The 18891-nt window shown below is 25.6% G+C and carries 18 protein-coding genes and 1 riboswitch; of the genes, 5 read left to right on the top strand and 13 right to left on the bottom strand.

All coding sequences use genetic code 11. From position 1 onward, the window contains the following. Positions 1-223: 223 nt before the first annotated feature. Entirely contained in the window at positions 224-535 is a 312-nt protein-coding gene (locus tag H8891_RS04080; RefSeq protein WP_187005298.1) for a hypothetical protein, read from the bottom strand. A 250-nt stretch (positions 536-785) separates the two neighbouring features. Next, positions 786-1022 carry a hypothetical protein gene (locus H8891_RS04075; RefSeq protein WP_187005297.1) on the bottom strand — a complete coding sequence of 79 codons (237 nt, stop codon included), beginning with the start codon at positions 1020-1022 and terminating at the stop codon, positions 786-788. A 227-nt stretch (positions 1023-1249) separates the two neighbouring features. Continuing rightward, positions 1250-1336, bottom strand: a riboswitch (cyclic di-GMP riboswitch). A gap of 149 nt (positions 1337-1485) precedes the next feature. Here H8891_RS04075 and H8891_RS04070 point away from each other — a divergent pair. Next, positions 1486-2061 carry a hypothetical protein gene (locus H8891_RS04070; protein WP_187005296.1) on the top strand — a complete coding sequence of 192 codons (576 nt, stop codon included), beginning with the start codon at positions 1486-1488 and terminating at the stop codon, positions 2059-2061. Between the two features lie 174 nt (positions 2062-2235). Here H8891_RS04070 and H8891_RS04065 read toward each other — a convergent pair whose 3' ends face one another. Beyond that, positions 2236-2748, bottom strand: coding sequence for a GNAT family N-acetyltransferase (locus tag H8891_RS04065; protein ID WP_187005295.1), 513 nt, complete (start codon positions 2746-2748; stop codon positions 2236-2238). 148 nt (positions 2749-2896) lie between these two features. After that, a complete protein-coding gene (locus H8891_RS04060; protein WP_187005294.1) occupies positions 2897-3442 on the bottom strand; it encodes a VanZ family protein in 546 nt (181 codons plus the stop codon). Between the two features lie 136 nt (positions 3443-3578). On the opposite strand from H8891_RS04060, the gene H8891_RS04055 reads away from it, so the two are divergent. The 3 genes from H8891_RS04055 (at position 3579) to H8891_RS04045 (ending at position 5205) form a co-directional block, all read left to right on the top strand. Beyond that, positions 3579-4094: a GNAT family N-acetyltransferase gene (locus H8891_RS04055; RefSeq protein WP_187005293.1), complete on the top strand. Its 516-nt coding sequence runs from the start codon at positions 3579-3581 to the stop codon at positions 4092-4094. Between the two features lie 153 nt (positions 4095-4247). Then, a complete protein-coding gene (locus H8891_RS04050; RefSeq protein WP_187005292.1) occupies positions 4248-4907 on the top strand; it encodes an N-acetylmuramoyl-L-alanine amidase in 660 nt (219 codons plus the stop codon). A 148-nt stretch (positions 4908-5055) separates the two neighbouring features. Continuing rightward, a complete protein-coding gene (locus H8891_RS04045; protein ID WP_147544777.1) occupies positions 5056-5205 on the top strand; it encodes a YvrJ family protein in 150 nt (49 codons plus the stop codon). Positions 5206-5266: 61 nt separating this feature from the next. On the opposite strand, the gene H8891_RS04040 is transcribed toward H8891_RS04045, so the two are convergent. From H8891_RS04040 to H8891_RS04015, 6 genes are all read right to left on the bottom strand, one after another. Continuing rightward, positions 5267-6730 (bottom strand): TrkH family potassium uptake protein, encoded by a 1464-nt coding sequence (locus H8891_RS04040; protein WP_187005291.1) that lies wholly within the window; start codon positions 6728-6730, stop codon positions 5267-5269. Beyond that, entirely contained in the window at positions 6720-7397 is a 678-nt protein-coding gene (locus tag H8891_RS04035; protein WP_187005290.1) for a potassium channel family protein, read from the bottom strand. The genes H8891_RS04040 and H8891_RS04035 overlap by 11 nt, the downstream gene beginning before the upstream one ends. Next, on the bottom strand, positions 7397-7900 hold the full coding sequence (locus H8891_RS04030) for a potassium channel family protein (RefSeq protein ID WP_187005289.1): 504 nt from the start codon (positions 7898-7900) through the stop codon (positions 7397-7399). The genes H8891_RS04035 and H8891_RS04030 overlap by 1 nt, the downstream gene beginning before the upstream one ends. Positions 7901-8013: 113 nt before the next feature. Further along, positions 8014-8718 carry a response regulator gene (locus tag H8891_RS04025; RefSeq protein ID WP_187005288.1) on the bottom strand — a complete coding sequence of 235 codons (705 nt, stop codon included), beginning with the start codon at positions 8716-8718 and terminating at the stop codon, positions 8014-8016. 3 nt (positions 8719-8721) lie between these two features. Further along, a complete protein-coding gene (locus H8891_RS04020; RefSeq protein WP_187005287.1) occupies positions 8722-10299 on the bottom strand; it encodes a DUF4118 domain-containing protein in 1578 nt (525 codons plus the stop codon). A 134-nt stretch (positions 10300-10433) separates the two neighbouring features. Then, positions 10434-10817: a hypothetical protein gene (locus H8891_RS04015; protein ID WP_187005286.1), complete on the bottom strand. Its 384-nt coding sequence runs from the start codon at positions 10815-10817 to the stop codon at positions 10434-10436. A gap of 324 nt (positions 10818-11141) precedes the next feature. Between H8891_RS04015 and H8891_RS04010 the strand changes: the two genes are divergently transcribed. Further along, the gene (locus H8891_RS04010) at positions 11142-12812 is read left to right on the top strand and encodes an ABC transporter substrate-binding protein (protein WP_187005285.1); all 1671 of its coding nucleotides are present in this window, start codon (positions 11142-11144) and stop codon (positions 12810-12812) included. 28 nt (positions 12813-12840) lie between these two features. On the opposite strand, the gene H8891_RS04005 is transcribed toward H8891_RS04010, so the two are convergent. The 3 genes from H8891_RS04005 to H8891_RS03995 all read right to left on the bottom strand — a co-directional run bounded on the left by H8891_RS04005 (position 12841) and on the right by H8891_RS03995 (position 18342). After that, complete coding sequence (locus H8891_RS04005; protein WP_207723550.1) at positions 12841-14670, bottom strand: ABC transporter ATP-binding protein; 1830 nt, start codon at positions 14668-14670, stop codon at positions 12841-12843. After that, a complete protein-coding gene (locus tag H8891_RS04000) occupies positions 14670-16520 on the bottom strand; it encodes an ABC transporter ATP-binding protein (RefSeq protein ID WP_187005284.1) in 1851 nt (616 codons plus the stop codon). The genes H8891_RS04005 and H8891_RS04000 overlap by 1 nt, the downstream gene beginning before the upstream one ends. 283 nt (positions 16521-16803) lie before the next feature. Further along, the gene (locus H8891_RS03995; protein ID WP_187005283.1) at positions 16804-18342 is read right to left on the bottom strand and encodes a M4 family metallopeptidase; all 1539 of its coding nucleotides are present in this window, start codon (positions 18340-18342) and stop codon (positions 16804-16806) included. Between the last annotated feature and the right edge of the window lie 549 nt (positions 18343-18891).

The raw sequence follows: 18891 nt of genomic DNA, 5'->3' as shown, positions 1-18891 counted from the left end.
TGAAAATAATCTTTTTTAATAAGTAAAAAAACAATACAAATTAAAAATATTATAATTACAACATTTGATAATAAAAATAATCGTTTAAATGATCTAGTTATTTTCTTCAAGTAATCACCCTCTAACTAAAACAATCATGAGTAATTTTTAACACCATGTTATCATATTTGATATTTTCTAAATTTAGATATTTTATTTACCAAGTTTACGTATAATACTTATTTTATATACCCGAGTTATATGCAATAACATATAGCATAGCAAGTGTTATATACATGGTTGCTAATAAACAATAATGAACTACCATATTTATTTTTTTATTTTTTATCCAATATACGCCTGATAAAAAGCAATATATTAAAAATACACCTGCTACAATTATAGGGATATTATATGGGTAATCATAAACTGTTACCGTTGTAGAAAGCTTATATAAATTGTGTTCAAGAATCCAATCGGGTATTTCTACAAAAGATATACCTACAAATCCTACTATAATCCAATCTATCATCTTCCAGTCCTTATACTTACTCATTTGTAAATTCACTCCATTCAAGTTAGTTTATAATCTATATAAATATTTTAGTAGTACTACCATTGGTTAAGTAATAATGTCTATCTGCATATCTAACCACTTGTCATTTGATTTTTAAGATTAGTTAGTAATTATACAAAATTAAATACAAAAAAAGTTGAAAATGGATTAAGATGTGTTTATTTTGGAGTAAAATATAAAATGTTAAATACTATGATTAATTTGGTAAAAATAAAAAATAAGGCTTAATTTAAGCCTTATTCTTTATTTTTATATAGTACTTCTTTATCCATATGTATATATATGGGATTATAAAAACAATATATGGAATTAAAGTTTCTAATGGTGTTAACTTATCTTTTATAATAAAAAATACTCCTGAAAATATTAATAATATACTAATCATACAAACTATGTTGTTTTGGGTTTTTATATAGTCTTCCATTGAAGTTATATTAAACATTTTAGAAATGTAATTCGGTTTCATATTATTTAATAATAAATATTTAATTATATGAAAAATACCAAATGTAATAAGAAATATTCCATAAGTTTTATATGTGAACATATTCTCATCTACTTCCTACTTATAATGTTTCCATATTATTCACAGGATTCACTGTATTTATAGTAGGCTTTATAACAGATACTCCAACTAATGCTATAGCTATACTTCTACTTACGTTTTTCTTTAAATCCATAAAATAGTCCCCCTTTGGTAACTGACTAGTAATTATAGTCTCATACTTAGCCCCTATAGTTTGCCGTCCTTTAATTTATTAAAGTTTGGATTTTTCAAATTGTTAATTAAATTATATTAGGAAAACATTTACATAAAAAGCCTTTAATTTACAGAATTTTTATGTTATTCTAAAAATAACAACATCATTTTAAATTTTACTTTATGGACTAGTTATATAAAAGACAGAATATTATAAAGGAGGAAAAAAATGTTACAATTTAATTTAATGATAATAACATTACTTATATGTAGTGTAATTTTATTAAGTGGAGTAAAAATAATGTTTAACCCTAGATATGCTCAAGTAATAATGTTTATATTTATAACATATAGTCCATTTTCAGATTTAATAGAAGGATATAAACTAGGATACACAGGTATTAGTAGCATAATAATATTTAGTATAGTATTTTTATTAATATTTATTTGGGGATATAGAAAAAATAAACACATATACTCAATACATAATGTTAAAAAAACGGATGTAATAAATATTATTGAGGAATATTTAAAGATAAAAAATATAAAATATGAAGTAAGAGAAGATGAAATATATTTACCAGAGTTTTATAAAACTATATTTATTGATAGTTTAATGAGTATAAGTTTAGATTTTAAAGATATAAAGGATATTGATTTTTACAATGATTTAGTAAAGAAAATTAAATCTGGAATTAAAGAATTAAAACTAAGATATTTTCCCATAGAAGGTATGTTTTATTTAATTTTTACTGGAATTTTGTATTGGATTAAAACTGATTTTTTAGTTAATTTTTTAAAATAATATATTTACTATCTAAACTGTACAAAAAACACCACCTAAAACTAAAAATTGAAGCCCTATCAAAGGGCTTCAAAGACACTTACATAACAAACTAAACTTGTAATGCAAAACGGCAAAGGGTAAAGTTGAAGTTTATATAGCAATCTACCAAAATTACAGATTGCAATCAGAAATCTAGTCACTTAATTTTAGTTCATAAACATATACTATATGCTCTTTTTCTCCAAATTTAATATTTGACTCTTTCACTTTGTTATATCCTAGTGATTTCCAGAATTTATGAGCTAAAATATTTTCTTCAAGAACACCAATACTAAAATAATCTACCCCTATACTTAAAGCATATTTTTTTAAATCATTATGAACTAGACTACCTAACTTGTTTCCCCTTTTATTCGGTGCTAGTAATAATAAACCAATTGACCATGTATTAATCTTAGGATAGTTTTTAAATATATCAATTAATCCGATAAGTTCACTTGATTCATAAATTCCTAAAGTTAAAGAATCTTCAATTGTTTTCTTATCTGTATAAGTAAATAGATCTTTTATATCTTGTTCATTAGCTTCTCTACCGCTACAAATTATATGATAATCTGAACATAAATTATATAACTTTTCTATTTGGGCACTTTGTTCTAAAGATATTTGTTTAATAATATATTTATTATCTAAATTTATTATCATTTAAATTCCCCTCTCTCCCATATAATTAATGCCCTTAAAATCCAAACAAATGAATTCTAAGAGCTTTTTTAACAGATATTTTAAAATAAAGTTAAAACCTTTAGAGTATAAATATATTTTAGGGATTAGTTATTTACTCTAATTAAAATTATAAGTTTACTACAATTAGAATTGTTAAAAACAAAACTATTAATATAGTTAAAATTAATGCAATTATATTAAGTACTTTATTCATTTTTTGATTTGATTTAAATAATTTGCTAATAAAATAATAAATTGCAATACCAACGACTCCGCCAAATGTATTGCCTATTAAATCTGTTATATCAAATGCTCCTATTGCAAATATAAATTGTAATACTTCATATGACAAACTAACCCCAGCTATAGATAGAATTTTTTTCAAAACACTCCACTTATCAGTTATCATACATACATAAATTCCAAAAGGAATAAATACAATCATATTATAAATTATTTCTTTAATATCAATTCTATCATTGACAATCGTAGAATCACCAAACGGTATCAAATTAATACTTCTTGGACTTACTAAATCTTCAAATGAAAAATTCATTTTAAATAATATAATCCATGTTAGTACTAGAAAGTACACAATAAATAATCCAATCGTAAGTTTCCTTTGTTTATTATTTTTTACTTGTTCTATTTTAATCTCCTCCTTACAAAACATTGTTCTTCAATTTATTATAATCTTAATAAAATTGTAAGTCTAATAAAAATATATATTTTAGTGTACATTTGATTAGTTTCATATTCTGATATAATTAAATTATTAAAACATTAGATTATACAGGAGGCAAATTGAAATGGATAATTTATTTAATAATTTTAAGCAAATCGATATAGGTAACTATATAATTAGGAGTATTAATGAAAATGATTATAAAGATATTTATAGTATTTATGGAGATCCAGAGGTTATGAAATATGATATGAATAATTTATTAAAATCGTTAGATGATGCTAAAAATAATATTAAAATAATACATAGAGCTATTTTGAATAAATGGTTTATAAGATTGGCTATTATAGATAAGTACACAAATGAGTTTATTGGAACTATAGCACTTCATCATTTTGAATTTGATAAGAATAAAGTTCAAATAGGTTATAATTTGAAAAAGAATTATTGGGGAAAAGGTATAATGAGTGATGTTTTAAAGTCAACAATTGATTACTTACACTTAAATTCATCATTAAAAGAAATTGAAGCATCTATTTATACTGAAAATATAGCCTCATTAAAATTAGCCAAAAAATTAGGTTTTAAATTAAATAATAGAGAAAGTAATAAATTAATTTTCACAAAAAAAATTAAATAACATTATATACATTTTTTTCATTTTAAATATAATTTCTTAAACTTCAAAAATTAGTCACTAAAACCAAATATATCAAACATTCTTAAAGTACTTTTATATATTAAATAAGAAACCTCTGATACCATATAGTAAACAAAATAAAGGAGGTAACCTATGAAATTCTACTTAGACTTTGGTCATGGTGGCAAAGACCCCGGAGCTCTTGGCAAAAACAACACTAAAGAAAGTGACATAGTCTTAAAAATAGGACTAATAATAAAAGAAATCCTTGAAAAATCAAACGAAAAAGTAATAACAACTCGTGAAAACAACACCTACTACACTCTTTCACAAAGATGCACCAAAGCCAACAAAGAAAACTGCGACTACTTTATAAGCCTTCACATGAATTCATCCACCAACACATCAGCAAAAGGCACAGAAACTTGGGTTTATAATCTAAACAGCAAAATCTCCACACTAGGTAAAAATCTAACTTCAAATATATCAAAAAACTTAAACACACCAAATCGTGGAGTAAAAGAATCAAAAAAGTTCTCAGTCCTAAAAAACACAAAAATGCCAGCAATAATAATAGAAGTAGACTTTATATCTAACCAAGAAATAGAAGACTTATGTAAAAAAGAAGACTACCTACAAAAAGTAGCTAAAACCATAGCTTCTACCCTACTTAACTTTATCAACAAAGAAACACCACCCAAAACTCCACTTTACAAAGTAACCATAGGTGCATTTAAGGATAAAAATAATGCCCTAAAACTAAAAAACGAAGCCATATCAAAAGGCTTCAAAGACACTTACATAACAAACTAAATTTATAATAAAGGCGAATGGTAAAGTTTTAGTTTATATAGCAATCTGACGAAACGTTAAAGCCTTTAATTTTAGGCTTTACAGTGAAGGAAGATGCTATATAAACTAAACTTACCCAAAGCCACCTAGCTTAAAGGAGGAAATTTAAATGAACTCAGAAATTCAATCTCTAATAGCCAATGTAGGATTTCCAATAGCAATCAGTATGTATCTACTGATAAGAATCGAAGGAAAACTTCAAAGCCTAACAGAGAGTATAAATGAACTTAGTAAAAATATAATATCCATGAAAAAATAAAATATTATACTACAACTTTAAAAAGAGCTAGTGAAATTACTAGCTCTTTTAATTACTCTTATTATTTACTTTTCCTATTATTTTTAACAATTTTAACTATGGCTATTAGTATAACCCAAATTTCAAGTCTACCTAATAGCATTCCTATAATTTCTGTCCACAAAATAATTGATGGTGCATTTAATGATGTTATTCCCACTGATAATCCAACGGTTCCTAAAGCTGATGCAAATTCAAACATTGCATCTTGTAGTGGGTAATTATATACTAACATAATAAATACCCCTAAAATAAATACCATTAAATATATAAACGCATAGTTATATACTTCTAAAATATCTGATTTATTTATAAATATTTTACCATCTGCCTTATATACATAATTTCTATATACTTGATGTTTCGGCAAAAACTTATCTTTTATATTCCATATTAACTTTTTAATAATTAAGTAAATTCTATAAAGCTTTATCCCTCCAGATGTAGACCCTGCTCCCCCACCTATAAGCATTGCCACTATCATTATAAGTATTGCAAAAGATGGCCAGTTATTATATGTTACAGTTGAAAATCCTGTAGTTGATAAAGCCGATACAACCTCAAATAATCCAACCCTAATCCCTTTATATAAACTTGTATACAAATCTTTTAAAGAAACAAAAGTAACAAGTGGTATAAAGATTCCTAAAACTAAAAACATAAATCTTATTTCGCCTAATTTTAAAATTTCCTTAAACTTACCTTTAACAAGTAATAAATGAGTTGCAAAACTTGTTGTACCTAATATCATTAATATAATAGTTATCAATTCTATAAAAACATTATCATAATATCCAATACTATTAGCTCTTACAGAAAATCCACCAGTAGATAAAGCTGCAATAGAATGATTTATTGCATCAAATACAGGCATACCAAATATAACATATAGTATTGTTCCAGAAACCACATAACCTAAATATATAGAAATTATAACTCTAGAAGATTTAATTAAGTTTGGAAGAAGTTTATCTGTATGGCCTTCTGAGTTATAAAGTTTCATTCCAAATGTAGATGATAATGCTGATAGCATTACTAAAACAATTCCTACTCCTCCAAAAAATTGCATTATACTTCTATGAATTAAAAATATATGGGGAGCTGATTCTACATCTATAACTGATAGACCAGTTGTTGTCCACCCACTTACAGCTTCAAAATATGCTTGTGTAAAATTTAAATTTTGTCCAATAATAAATGGTATTGCAGAAAATACTGTTGCTAATATCCATCCACTTACTACAATTACTGCATCTTCTCCAACCGATAAAGTTCTTTCTTTATATCCTTTAAATTTTTTTGCTAAAATTAAACCTAAAACTATAGAAATAAACGCTGGAATTAAAAAACTAGGAGCATAAATTAATTCATCTATATAGAATATAATACTTATTAATGGTAATAATAATATAAACCCAGATATTGATGTAAAAATTCCTATATAATAAATAGTACTTCCCCATTGATTAAATCTTTTACATTCCATAAGATTTACCACTTTCTAATACTTTGTCTAATACTTCTCTTTGAACATTTACATCACATAATATTATAAGTTTATCATTAACCATTATTTGTGTATTTCCATTAGGAATAATACTATTATTACCTCTTATTATGCACCCAATTATAGATTTATCTGATAAGTTTAAATCCTTTATATATTTTCCACATAAATTTGAATTATCTTTAACTATTATATCTAGTAGTCTAATTTGTCCATTTTCAATTGGTACAAATTCATAAATATCATTTATTGTAGCCATTTGTTCTATAACATCAGATACTATATAAGTTGCACTTATTGCTCCGTTTATTCCTAAAGCTTTAAAAACTTCTACATTTTTAGGATTTGTAACTGTGGCAAATGTTTTGTCTATGTTATAAATTTTTTTAGCTAATTGGCAAATAGCTAAATTACTAGAATCCTTAGAAGTCATTGCAATTATTATATCTGCATTTTTAGCTCCAGCTTCTTCTAAAATATAATTTTTACATCCATCACCACAAATAATACTACATTCATATATCTCACTTAATTCTTTACAATATTTATAATCTTTATTTACAAAGGTAACTTTATGATTTTTATTTAATAATGACTTTAATAAAAACTCTGCTTTTTTTCTTCCACCTACAATTAAAATATTCATTAATATGCACCTACTTTTCTTATAAAACTACTTATTTTATCATTTTTTATTGATTTAAATGAATTATTATTTTTATTGCTTGTTTCTTTTATACAAAGCAATCTTTCAAATTCATTAATAGTTAAACTAGTAGGTCTAAGAAGTGTTATATTAAAGTCTTTATATACAACTTCCTTGTCATCATCATATAGTCTTGATATAACTTTTTTAGTATTAAAAATAACCTTAGATATCTGAGATATCATAATATTTACATCATCATCATTAGTTGCTGCTACTAGCATAGTAGCTTTATTAATTCCTGCATTTATTAATACATCTATATCAGTTGCATCACCTATAAGTTTAAATCCGCTATATTCTTGTGAAAGTTTTCTAAATGAATCTTCATCTAAATCTATTATAATAACATCTTTTCCACTTAAAGATAATACATTTGCTATGTTAGCTCCAAATCTACTACACCCCGCAATAATTACATACTCTAAATCATCCTTTTTCATTTTCTTACTCCTTAACATAAATATTTATTTCTTATTTTTATGTTAATTATATTAAATAGGGTATAAAGATTGTGTTAAGATAATTATAAATGCATAAAGATTTCATTAATATATTATTCAGCTATAAGTTTATATCCTACACCTATTTCTGTTTTTATATATTCTGGCTGAGCAGGGTCTTTCTCTATTTTACGCCTTATACTTGCCATAAACACTCTAAGTGATGATTGTGTCTCAGTTTCTAAATAATTACCCCAAATTTTACTTATTATAAATTTATGAGTTAAAACTTTTCCAGCATTTTGACATAACAACTCCATAATTTTATATTCTATAGGAGTTAAATGAATATTATTTTTATCAACACTTACCTCATACTTTTCAAAGTCTACTTTTAAGCCTCTTACTTCAAAAACATTATCTTTTTCTTTTGTATTTATAGATAAATTATTTTTATTTCTTAAAGAAACTCTTATTCTAGCTAATAATTCTGGTACACTAAATGGTTTTGTTAAATAATCGTCAGCTCCACTATCTAGAGCATATACCTTCTCCCTTTCATGTTCTCTTGCAGATACTACAATTATTTTTGCACAACTTACTTCTCTAACCCTCTTTATTACTTCTATTCCATCAATATCTGGTAATCCTAAATCCAAAATTATTACATCTGGATTCATAGAATAAACTATAGATACTGCATTAATTCCATTATCTGTTTCTATACATTCATATCCCTGTGTCTCAAGTGATACTTTTATAAACTTGCTAATTGGTTTTTCATCTTCTATTATTAATATTAACGGCTTTAAACTCATATTCTACTCCTTTGTATATGGGATTTTAAATCTAAATGTTGCTCCTCCCATTTTATTATTAAATGCTTTTATATCTCCCTTATGTGCTTCAACAATTGATTTACATATAGCTAGTCCAAGACCTATACCTCGTTTTTCCAAAGATTTTCCCTTACTCTTTGTATAAAATCTATCAAATATATGAGGTAAATCTTCTTCTTTTAATCCACTTCCTTGATCCTCTACTTCAAATTGTATATAATTTTCTACTTTACTAACCTTTACTTTTATTTCTAAGTTTTCTGGTGTATGTCTTATTGAATTATCAATTAAGTTCATAATTACTTGCTCTATTAATAATCCATCTACATTTACGATAATAACTTCATCTGGAAGTTCTACAATTATTTTTCGTTTATTTGAAAACCTCTTTACTCTATGTATAGCTTCTCCCACTATTTCTTCTACTACTTCTAAGCTTTTCTTAATTTCTAATCTATCTTCATCTACCCTAGTTATACTTATTACATTTTCAATAGATCTAGAAAGCCAACTTGCATCGTCATAAATATTATTTATAAGTTCTTTTTTAATTTCTTCATCAATATCTTTATAATTTTCTAAGATTACAGAAGAAGATCCTATTATACCTGTAATAGGAGTTCTTAAATCATGAGAAATTGATCTTAGTAAATTACTTCTTAATCTTTCAGTTTCAGCATTTAAATTTGCTATTCTTGTTTTTTCAAACAAATTTTCTCTTTCAATTGCAAGAGCAACTTGAGTAGCTATTGATTCTAATAAAATTTTTTCATTTTCATCTAATGCTATACCATCAGAACAAGCTACTCCTATTACCCCTAAAATAGAATTTTGACCTTTTATAGGATAATTAAAAACTTTTGTATCTTGGTAAATGTCAGTATTTATACCAGTTTCCCTACCCAAATCAAAGGCTTTTTTAAATGCCTCTATCTCTAATGTAGATTTAAATAATTTATTATCATCTTCATCTTTATAAATATTTACTACTTGATTATTCAAGTTACCATCCAAATCTGATATTGAAGTAGCTATTGATTTGTTTAATATATTCATCAAACTTATATTACATATATCTACTATTTCATTTTTATTTCGTGATTTTAATAAATTCTTTATATTTTTATATAAAATAATTATCCTTTGTTCTCTCATATTAGATAACATAACTTCTTTTTTTATCTTTGAAGTTAGTGTACTTGTTATTATAGATGATATAAGCATAATAATAAATGTTATAGGATAATCAGCCCTATAAGCTAAAAATGTATAATAAGGTTCTGTAAAAAAGAAATTAAATGATAATACTCCTATTATTGAAGCTAATATTCCATATAAGTATCCTTCTGATTTAATAGAAGAAAATAATACTCCTAATAAAAAGATTAAAATTATATTGGATTCATTTAAATCTATTTTCTTAAAAAATAAAGCTACTATAGTAGCTATACACATTATACAAACTATCTTAAATATATTTTTTAAAATTTCTTTTTTTGTATATTTATTTTTACTGTAATTTATAGAAAATATATCATCCTTTATTTTCTCACAACTCATTTTATCCCCCCTTTTAGTAATTTATTATACTAAATTATAAAAGTAATTATATTAAAATACAATATTTGTATTTTTGCATAAAAAAACATTTAAAATAAATATGCACTCTACTTATTTTAAATGTTTTTAATATATCATACTTTAACTAATCTCCCTATATTATTTTTATCATAAACTAAATTATAATTTATTTTATCATTTAAGTTAATTTTATCTCCATAGTCAATATCTTCTGAATTGTAAAAGAAACTACTTATTCTTTCTAAATTTTTACTAGCAGCTTTAAATGTTGGATCTAATGCATATGATGCTCTATAATGTCTTCTTGCTAAATTTAGATTATCTTGTAACTCATACATAATTCCTAAAAGGTTATGCCCTTCTGGCTTAGAGAAATCTTTTATAATAATATTTTGTATATGTTTTTTAGCTGATATATAATCATATATTTTTAAATAATAGATTGCTTTATTCATTTCTTCTTTGTAATAATCAGATTCACAATTAATAGCTAACATATACAACCCTCCTTATCAACTTTTTTATAATTATTAGTATAAGAATTTTCATATTAATATGGTATTAAGATATACAACTAAAAATAAAGATTTTGTTAATTTATATATCACAAAACTGCAATTAAAATGTAAATTAATATAATTACAAAAAAAGAGTTAGTAAAATTACTAGCTCTTTTTTTGTTTAAATGTCATAGTAGCTATAATAAAGCCTATTTATATACTAATTTGTAAAACGAAATTATTTATCTTCTAAAGGGAATTTTTTAATTTTACAAGAATTCTTTATATGATTGTAAATTTTAATATTATTGGGGGGTTTTTATGTTATTAAAGAAAAAAGCGTCAATATTTCTAAGTACTATGTTTATATGTAGTTTAGTTTTAACGGGTTGCAGTTCTACAAATGAAGAAACTAAATCTTCTAAAAAAGCAGATCCTTTTAAAGTCCTTGAAAATGAAGATGCCAGAAAAGCTATAGCTTTAGCTATAGACAAAGAACAAATGACAAATATAATACTTAATGATGGGTCAAAACCTGTTGATAAATTTGTTCCTGATAATCTAGCTTTTAATGAAAAGGGTGAAGATTACAGAAATGTAGCAGGAGAAATGGGTTATTCTCATAATGATGAAGAAGCTAAAAAAGTTTGGGAAAAAGTAAAAAAAGAAATTGGTTTTGATTCTGTAGAATTTGAATTTTTAACTAGTGATACAGAACAAAGTGGAAAAATAGCTGAATTTATTCAAGCAGAGCTTCAAGATGCTTTAGAAGGAGTTACTGTAAAAATTCAGCAACTACCTACTAAATTAAAAACTGAAAAAGGTTCTAATGGAGATTTCCAATTATCAATTGCAGGTTGGGGAGCTGATTACCCAGACCCACTTACTTTCTTAGAAATATATTATCCTGAAGTTGGAAGATATGCTATAAATGTAGGATATAAAGATACAGAATATAAAGATTTAATAACAAAAGCAAAAGGATCTACTACAATAGATGAAAGCTGGGAAAGTTATTCAAAGGCTGAAAAAATATTATTAGATAGTGCTTTTATTACTCCTTTATACCAAAAAGGTGGAGCTTATTTAGAAAAAGAATATTTAAAAGATGTGGTTAATTATTCATTTGGTCCACAAACTTCATATAAATGGGCTAAGTTAAGTAATGGTAAAAAAGAAGTAAATACTACTTCTAGTTCTGATATATCTTCTATGGATACTGCTAAAGCTTCAGATTCTACATCTTTTGAAGCTATAAACAACGTTATGGAGGGATTGGTAAGAGTTGACAGTAAAAATGAATTAATTCCAGGTATGGCTGAAAGTTGGGAAAAATCAAGTGATTCAAAAACTTGGACTTTTAAAATAAGAAAAGATGCTAAGTGGTCTAATGGTGATCCTTTAACTGCTAAAGACTTTGAATATTCATTTATAAGAAATTTAACTCCTGAAACTGCTTGTGAGTATGCTTATGTTATGTATGATATACAAGGAGCTGAAGATTTTAACTTAGGTAAAAATTCAGATTCAAGTACTGTAGGTGTAAAAGCAATAGATGATTATACTTTAGAAATAAAATTAAATAGACCAGTAAATTATTTTGATCAACTTATGGCATTTCCTGTATTCTTCCCTGTAAATAAAAACATGGTTGAAACTTATGGAGACAATTACGGAACTGATAAAGATAAATTAGCTTTTAATGGACCTTTCGTTATGGATAGTTGGAAAATGGAAGATCAATATGGCTTAAAGAAAAATGAAAATTACTGGGATAATAAAACTGTTAATTTAGATAAAGTTAATTTTAAAATAGTAAAAGATATTAATGCAGCTGTAAACTTATATGAAACTGGAGAAGTAGACAAAGTTGCTATAGCTTCAGAACATGTTGATAAATATAAAGATAGTAAAGAGTTTAAAACTATAAAATATGCAACTTGTAATTTCCTTATGGTAAACGGTGGAAACCCTCCTAAAAATAAAAAATAAAAATATTAAAAAGGACTATGATTTTTAATCATAGTCCTTTAAATATATTTTCCCCGACTTCTTCTTCAAACTGCTTAACATATAATGAATAATAATATTTCTTTTGTTTTAATAGTTCTTTATGACTTCCCTTTTCTACTATCTTACCATCTCTAACAACCAATATAATATCTGCTTTTCTTATAGTAGATAATCTATGAGCAACTAAAAAAGATGTTCTATCCTTAAGTAAGTGAGAAATAGCATTTTGAATAATTTGTTCTGTTTCAGTATCTATAGATGAAGTGGCTTCATCAAGTACAAATATTCTAGGATTTGCAAGAACTGCTCTAGCAAAAGATATAAGTTGCTTTTCTCCTGTTGATAAATTAGAACCACCTTCTCCTACCTGAGAATCATAACCTTTTTCCATATTCATAATTATCTTATGAGCTGATACTATTTTAGCTGCATTTTCTACTTCTTCATCAGTTGCATCAAGCTTTCCATAACGTATATTTTCTTTTATAGTTCCTGAAAATAAATGTGGATTTTGAAGAACATAACCAATATTATTGTGTAACCATAACTGAGATCTTTCTCTATAATCTTTTCCATCTATTAATACTTTTCCTTTAGTAGGTTCAAAAAATCTACAAGCTAAGTTTACCAAAGTACTTTTACCTGAACCAGTTTCACCAACTAATGCTAGCGTAGTTCCTGCTGGTATTTTAAGATTAAAGTTTTCATAGATATATTCATCTCCATCAGGATATTTAAAATATACATCTTTAAATTCTATATCACCTTTAATTTCTTCCCAATTTTCTTTTTTAGGATTAAATGAATCTCCATACTTTTTAATTACTTCTTCACTATCAACTATATCCGGAGTTTTTTCCAACAATCCAAAAACTCTTTCTATATTTGCTTGAGTAGCTATAAATTCTGATATGTTTTTAGCTAATTGTTGAATTGGTTCAAATATACTTATTGCATAAGATATAAATGCTGATAATGTACCTATTTCCATTAAATCGTTTATAACTAAGTTACCACCTCTATCAAGAACAAATGCCACAGCTAGTGAACTAAAAAATAGTATAATTGGCATATATATAGCATTTAATTTTGTAGCTCTTATACTTGTTTTATACATTTTATCTGTTATTTTAGAAAAATCCTCTAGGTTTTTATCTTCTATTACAAGTGTTTTAGAAGTAATAGAGCCTGTTATTCCTTCGTTAAATGCTCCCGTTATTTTTGAGTTTATTTTTCTTACATCTCTATTTACATTTAGTATTTTATTTTGAAAGTAAACTGTAAGTATTGCTATAAATGGTACTATTGCTATTACATACATAGCTAGTTTTGCATTTAGCATAAACATTGCTATAAATACTCCTAATACATAAGTAATAGACCAAAACAAATCCACAAGTCCCCATGCTACCATAGACCCGATTTTATTAGTATCACTCATTACTCTAGCTATTATATATCCTACTGGTGTAGTGTTATAATATGAAAATGAAAGTTTTTGCAAATGCATAAAGGTAGCTCTTTTTAAATCCTTACCTATGTTCATTTCTAAATACATTGAAAGCCTTGTAAATATTATTACAAATATTACTTGTAAAACTATGGCTAGTATATATACAATTACAAAATTATTTATTCCTTTTGTACTCATAGGAGTTATAAAATTATCTATTGCATACTTTTGAAATATTGGAAACATTACGTCTACAAATGCAACAAATAAGTTTGCTAATATAGCACATATAAAATGTAATTTGTATTGTTTTAAAAACGGATTTAGCTTTTTCCATATATTTATAGAAAAACTTCTTTTATATTCTTCTTCATCAAAACTCATTATTTTTCACCTCCTGTATCTTCATTTAAGGTGTCTATTACTTCATTTTCTACACTTGATTGCATATCGTAAACTTTTTTGTATAATCCATTTGTTTTTATTAGAGATTCGTGATTGCCACTTTCTATTACTTTTCCATCATCTAAAACTATAATATTATCACAACTAATAAGCGTAGTTATACGATGAGATATTATTATTACCGTACTGTCTTTTACATGTTTTTTTAGTTCATGTCTAATTTTTGCATCTGTTTCTGTATCTACTGCAGATAGTGAGTCGTCAAATACTATTACTGGACTATTTTTTATTAATGTTCTAGCTATGGCTACTCTTTGCTTTTGTCCACCAGATAAAGTTACTCCTCTTTCTCCTACTATAGTGTCATAGCCTTTACTAAAACCTAGTATATTCTCATGAACATGTGAAACTTGAGAAACGTGTTTTATAGATTCAAAGTTTTCAATTTCATCTATTTTAGATGCTATATTTATATTTTGTTTTATAGTTTTTGAAAATAAGAAAGGCTCTTGTAGCACTACTCCTATGTTATGTCTTAAATAATCAAGCTTTATATTTTTTATATTTACTCCATTTATTAATATTTCCCCACAATTTTCATCTAAATTGTATAATCTGTTTAATAAATGTACTATTGTAGATTTTCCAGAACCAGTACCTCCTAAAATACCAAAGGTACTTCCTTTTTTTATTTTAAATGAAACATCTTTAAGTACAGGTTTAGTACCGTAGTAATCAAATTTTACATTTTTAAATTCTATATCACCATTTATATCTGGAGTAATAGCATCTTCATTATCTTTTTCTTCCTCTGCATCTAAAATTTCTTTAATACGATTTATAGATACTCCTGCTTTACCCATTTCTGAAATAATTCTTCCAAGAGACCTTACTGGCCAAACTAGCATAGAGTTATAGAATATAAATGCTAAAAGTTCTCCTAATGTTAATGCTCCTGAAACTGTTTCAAAGCATCCAAATACAACTATAGACATAACTTGAAGTCCTGAAAATAAATCGCCTATACCCCAATAAAAACTTAGTACGTGACCAAGCTTAATCCATAGTCTTGAAAATCCTATATTTTTTTCATCAAATCTTTCAATTTCATAAGACTGTCTACCAAAAGCTCTTACAACTCTTACTCCTGTAAAGTTTTCTTGTACAAGTGTTGATAGCTCACCTTCTGCTTCATCTGCAACCTTAAACTTTTTTTGTATAAGGCTATAAAATATTACAGAATAAGCTATTACTATTAATATAAAAACTACTGCTATTAAGGACAGTTTTACATTCATAGAAAACATTAATGTAAGAGAAATTGTTATTAGAAAAATTATTCTTATAAATTCTAGTAATTGGATTCCTAGAAAGCTTTTTACTACTTCCATATCAGATGTACATCTTTGGATTATATCTCCTGTTGGATTTTTCATATGCCAGCTAAATGGAAGTCTACTTATATGATTGTATAATTTATCTCTTAAGTTTTTTATAGTACCATCTGATGCTTTTGCCATATATACCTTGTAAAAGTAGTTACATATTCCAGATAAAACTGAAAATACTACTCCTATCGTTGCAGGTATATATAAATTTTGTCTTAAAAATTCTCTTCCGCCTAAATTATCTATTGTATTTAACATGTAACTAGGTAAATTAAATGGTGTATTTCCAATTATAGAATCCACTGTAATTCTTATTACTTGTGGAGTAAGGTAGTTAAATATTATTCCTAATATAGTGGTTATTACTGCTATAACAAAATACTTTTTAAGTCCATTTGTATATTCTATTATCATTTTTACTTTGCTTTTATTTTCTTTCATGTGTATCCTCCTTTCTTAATCAAATAAGTTATTGTTATATCTTTAAGTCAATAATAATATATATATAATATTTTATTTCTATATGTAGAAAAAAATACCTTTCTACTCTCTTTTAGGGTAATTTTTATTATAATTTGAATATATTTTAAATAATTATCTAAATTTATTAAACATGAGAAGATATAATATTAAACATTTGTTACAAAAAAAATTTAACCACAATAATCATATAATTTTAATTATTGTGGTTAAACTTTCTAATACTTATATTTAAACTTTTTAATTAGTTTACTCCAACTTCATTCCATGCAGCTTGAACATCATTAGCTTCTTTATCTCCATAAAGGTCTTTTGCTGATTGAATTAAAGCATGGCTAGCATCTGAGAAATTTGATTGTCTTGTTAAATATTTAGTAAGAGCTCTGTAATAAATTTTTTCAGCTTTTTCTTTTCCTAATTTAGTTATAGTATTATATGCTGCTTTATTAGGAATACCACTATTTATATGAACTCCTCCATTATCAAAATCCATACCATAATTTCTATATTCACTCATATGTTCTGGTTGATTATATTTTTTAGGGTCTTTTAAATCTCTTATAGCTGTATTAGGTGTTTTGTATAAATCTTCACCCATTGTCCAGTCATCACTATCTACAAAATATCCAAATACATCTGAAAAAGACTCATTTAAAGCTCCTGGTTGATACTTATAAACTAAGTTAGCTGTTGCTGATGTAACTCCATGTGTAATTTCATGAGCAACAACATCATCTGCTGCTGAGAAATAATTTTCATCAGCTTGGTTACCATCTCCATAAATCATCTCTGTTCCAATCCAAGCAGCATTACTCCAACTTTCACCTGTCTGTGGGTCTGGTACATGTACATAAGAGTATATATCTGACCCTTTATCATCATAACTTTCTCTATTATGAACATCTTTATAATATTTATAAACTTTATCTGCAAAGTAGTGAGCATCTACAGCTGCTTTGTCTTTTTCACCATCAAAATGATTTTTTATATTAGAGATAATACTTCCTACTATGCCATCATTATTAAAGCCTTCAAATGCTGCAGTAGCTATTTTACCTTTATGAGTAGTATCTATTAAATAGTACTTACCTCCATCTTCTGTTATGTTTAAAGGTGATCTAACTTGTCCATTTGCTCCTACTCCAGTTCCTGTTGTTTGAGTTGCATTTTCTATGATATTTTGTTTTTCAACTATATTTCCATTTTCTGCATCTACTTTAATATTCCAATGAGCTGGTTCTGGTACAGTATATGCTATATCTAAACTGTAAATTGCTCTATTGCTTTGTTCATCAACAGCAATTTTAGCTTCTTGCACAACATCTTTTCCTGATAAATTTTTAACTTCATCACGTGATTTTCCTATTGCTTTAAAAGCTAATTCAATAGCTTTATCTTTATCTATTTTAGTTTGGTTTTTGACTTCCAATTTACCTTGATCTAAATCCCCATTTACAAAAACAACTTTACCTGACTTATCAGTATGTATTTTAACTTCTGCTGCGTCGGCAAAATATCCATTAGCTTTAGGCTTTAAAGTATAGTGAGTAAAGCCTAATTCATCTTTTTGTGTATCTACTAATTGATACTGATCAGAGTTATTTTTTATGCTATATTCATCTGATACATTTTTTAAAACATCTTTTAAATCTTTGTCTGATTTCACATTATATGCTTGTGGTAAATCTTCTTTTGTTTGACTATCTGCATAACTTACTGAAGGTGCTAAAAAACTAAGAGTTAATCCTGCTACTGTTAAAATTGCTATATTTTTTTTAATCATTTAAATCCATCTCCCTTGTTAAGTTTTTATTTAGTCAACATTTGATATCAATTCTGTACTTAAGTAATGGCAACTTGTTTCGTTTGTAAATATTAATTAAGTCTTCAGATTGATATTTTTTTACTTTTAATTATAAAAAATAAGATAAATATTTCACAATTAAAAGTAAATTTTAATACAAATATTTTTTATATTAATTGTTTAAACAACAAATTAATACTTTTTAAATTGTATATTTTTATTTATCTTACTTGTAAAAATTGAAAATTAAAGATTTGTTTCAGATTTAAAAGATTTTGTATACAAAATTTTTATTTTGTTACTTAAAACATAATTATGTTGGTTCTTACAATATAAATACTATAAAGAGATAGTTAGATTGTCAACTTTTTTCATAAGTAAATATTTAGAATGCTAACATTTGTATAGATATAATCTATACAAATGTTAGCATTCTAAATATATAATATTAATTCTAGTTATATAGTAAAAACCGTATCAATTACTTGTGATACGGTTTTTCACTCCCCCTACAATATAGGTTGATTA

This window comes from Paeniclostridium hominis (genome assembly GCF_014306135.1).
Taxonomy (GTDB): domain Bacteria; phylum Bacillota; class Clostridia; order Peptostreptococcales; family Peptostreptococcaceae; genus Paraclostridium; species Paraclostridium hominis.
The sequence above is the reverse complement of the archived record's forward strand: the minus strand, read 5'-3'. Positions and strand labels throughout refer to the sequence as shown.

Bases quoted from the DNA above. Each gene is read 5' to 3' on its own strand.
- H8891_RS04080 (WP_187005298.1), bottom strand. From the start codon at position 535: ATGAGTAAGTATAAGGACTGGAAGATGATAGATTGGATTATAGTAGGA.
- H8891_RS04075 (WP_187005297.1), bottom strand. From the start codon at position 1,022: ATGAAACCGAATTACATTTCTAAAATGTTTAATATAACTTCAATGGAA.
- H8891_RS04070 (WP_187005296.1), top strand. From the start codon at position 1,486: ATGTTACAATTTAATTTAATGATAATAACATTACTTATATGTAGTGTA.
- H8891_RS04065 (WP_187005295.1), bottom strand. From the start codon at position 2,748: ATGATAATAAATTTAGATAATAAATATATTATTAAACAAATATCTTTA.
- H8891_RS04060 (WP_187005294.1), bottom strand. From the start codon at position 3,442: ATGTTTTGTAAGGAGGAGATTAAAATAGAACAAGTAAAAAATAATAAA.
- H8891_RS04055 (WP_187005293.1), top strand. From the start codon at position 3,579: ATGGATAATTTATTTAATAATTTTAAGCAAATCGATATAGGTAACTAT.
- H8891_RS04050 (WP_187005292.1), top strand. From the start codon at position 4,248: ATGAAATTCTACTTAGACTTTGGTCATGGTGGCAAAGACCCCGGAGCT.
- H8891_RS04045 (WP_147544777.1), top strand. From the start codon at position 5,056: ATGAACTCAGAAATTCAATCTCTAATAGCCAATGTAGGATTTCCAATA.
- H8891_RS04040 (WP_187005291.1), bottom strand. From the start codon at position 6,730: ATGGAATGTAAAAGATTTAATCAATGGGGAAGTACTATTTATTATATA.
- H8891_RS04035 (WP_187005290.1), bottom strand. From the start codon at position 7,397: ATGAATATTTTAATTGTAGGTGGAAGAAAAAAAGCAGAGTTTTTATTA.
- H8891_RS04030 (WP_187005289.1), bottom strand. From the start codon at position 7,900: ATGAAAAAGGATGATTTAGAGTATGTAATTATTGCGGGGTGTAGTAGA.
- H8891_RS04025 (WP_187005288.1), bottom strand. From the start codon at position 8,718: ATGAGTTTAAAGCCGTTAATATTAATAATAGAAGATGAAAAACCAATT.
- H8891_RS04020 (WP_187005287.1), bottom strand. From the start codon at position 10,299: ATGAGTTGTGAGAAAATAAAGGATGATATATTTTCTATAAATTACAGT.
- H8891_RS04015 (WP_187005286.1), bottom strand. From the start codon at position 10,817: ATGTTAGCTATTAATTGTGAATCTGATTATTACAAAGAAGAAATGAAT.
- H8891_RS04010 (WP_187005285.1), top strand. From the start codon at position 11,142: ATGTTATTAAAGAAAAAAGCGTCAATATTTCTAAGTACTATGTTTATA.
- H8891_RS04005 (WP_207723550.1), bottom strand. From the start codon at position 14,670: ATGAGTTTTGATGAAGAAGAATATAAAAGAAGTTTTTCTATAAATATA.
- H8891_RS04000 (WP_187005284.1), bottom strand. From the start codon at position 16,520: ATGAAAGAAAATAAAAGCAAAGTAAAAATGATAATAGAATATACAAAT.
- H8891_RS03995 (WP_187005283.1), bottom strand. From the start codon at position 18,342: ATGATTAAAAAAAATATAGCAATTTTAACAGTAGCAGGATTAACTCTT.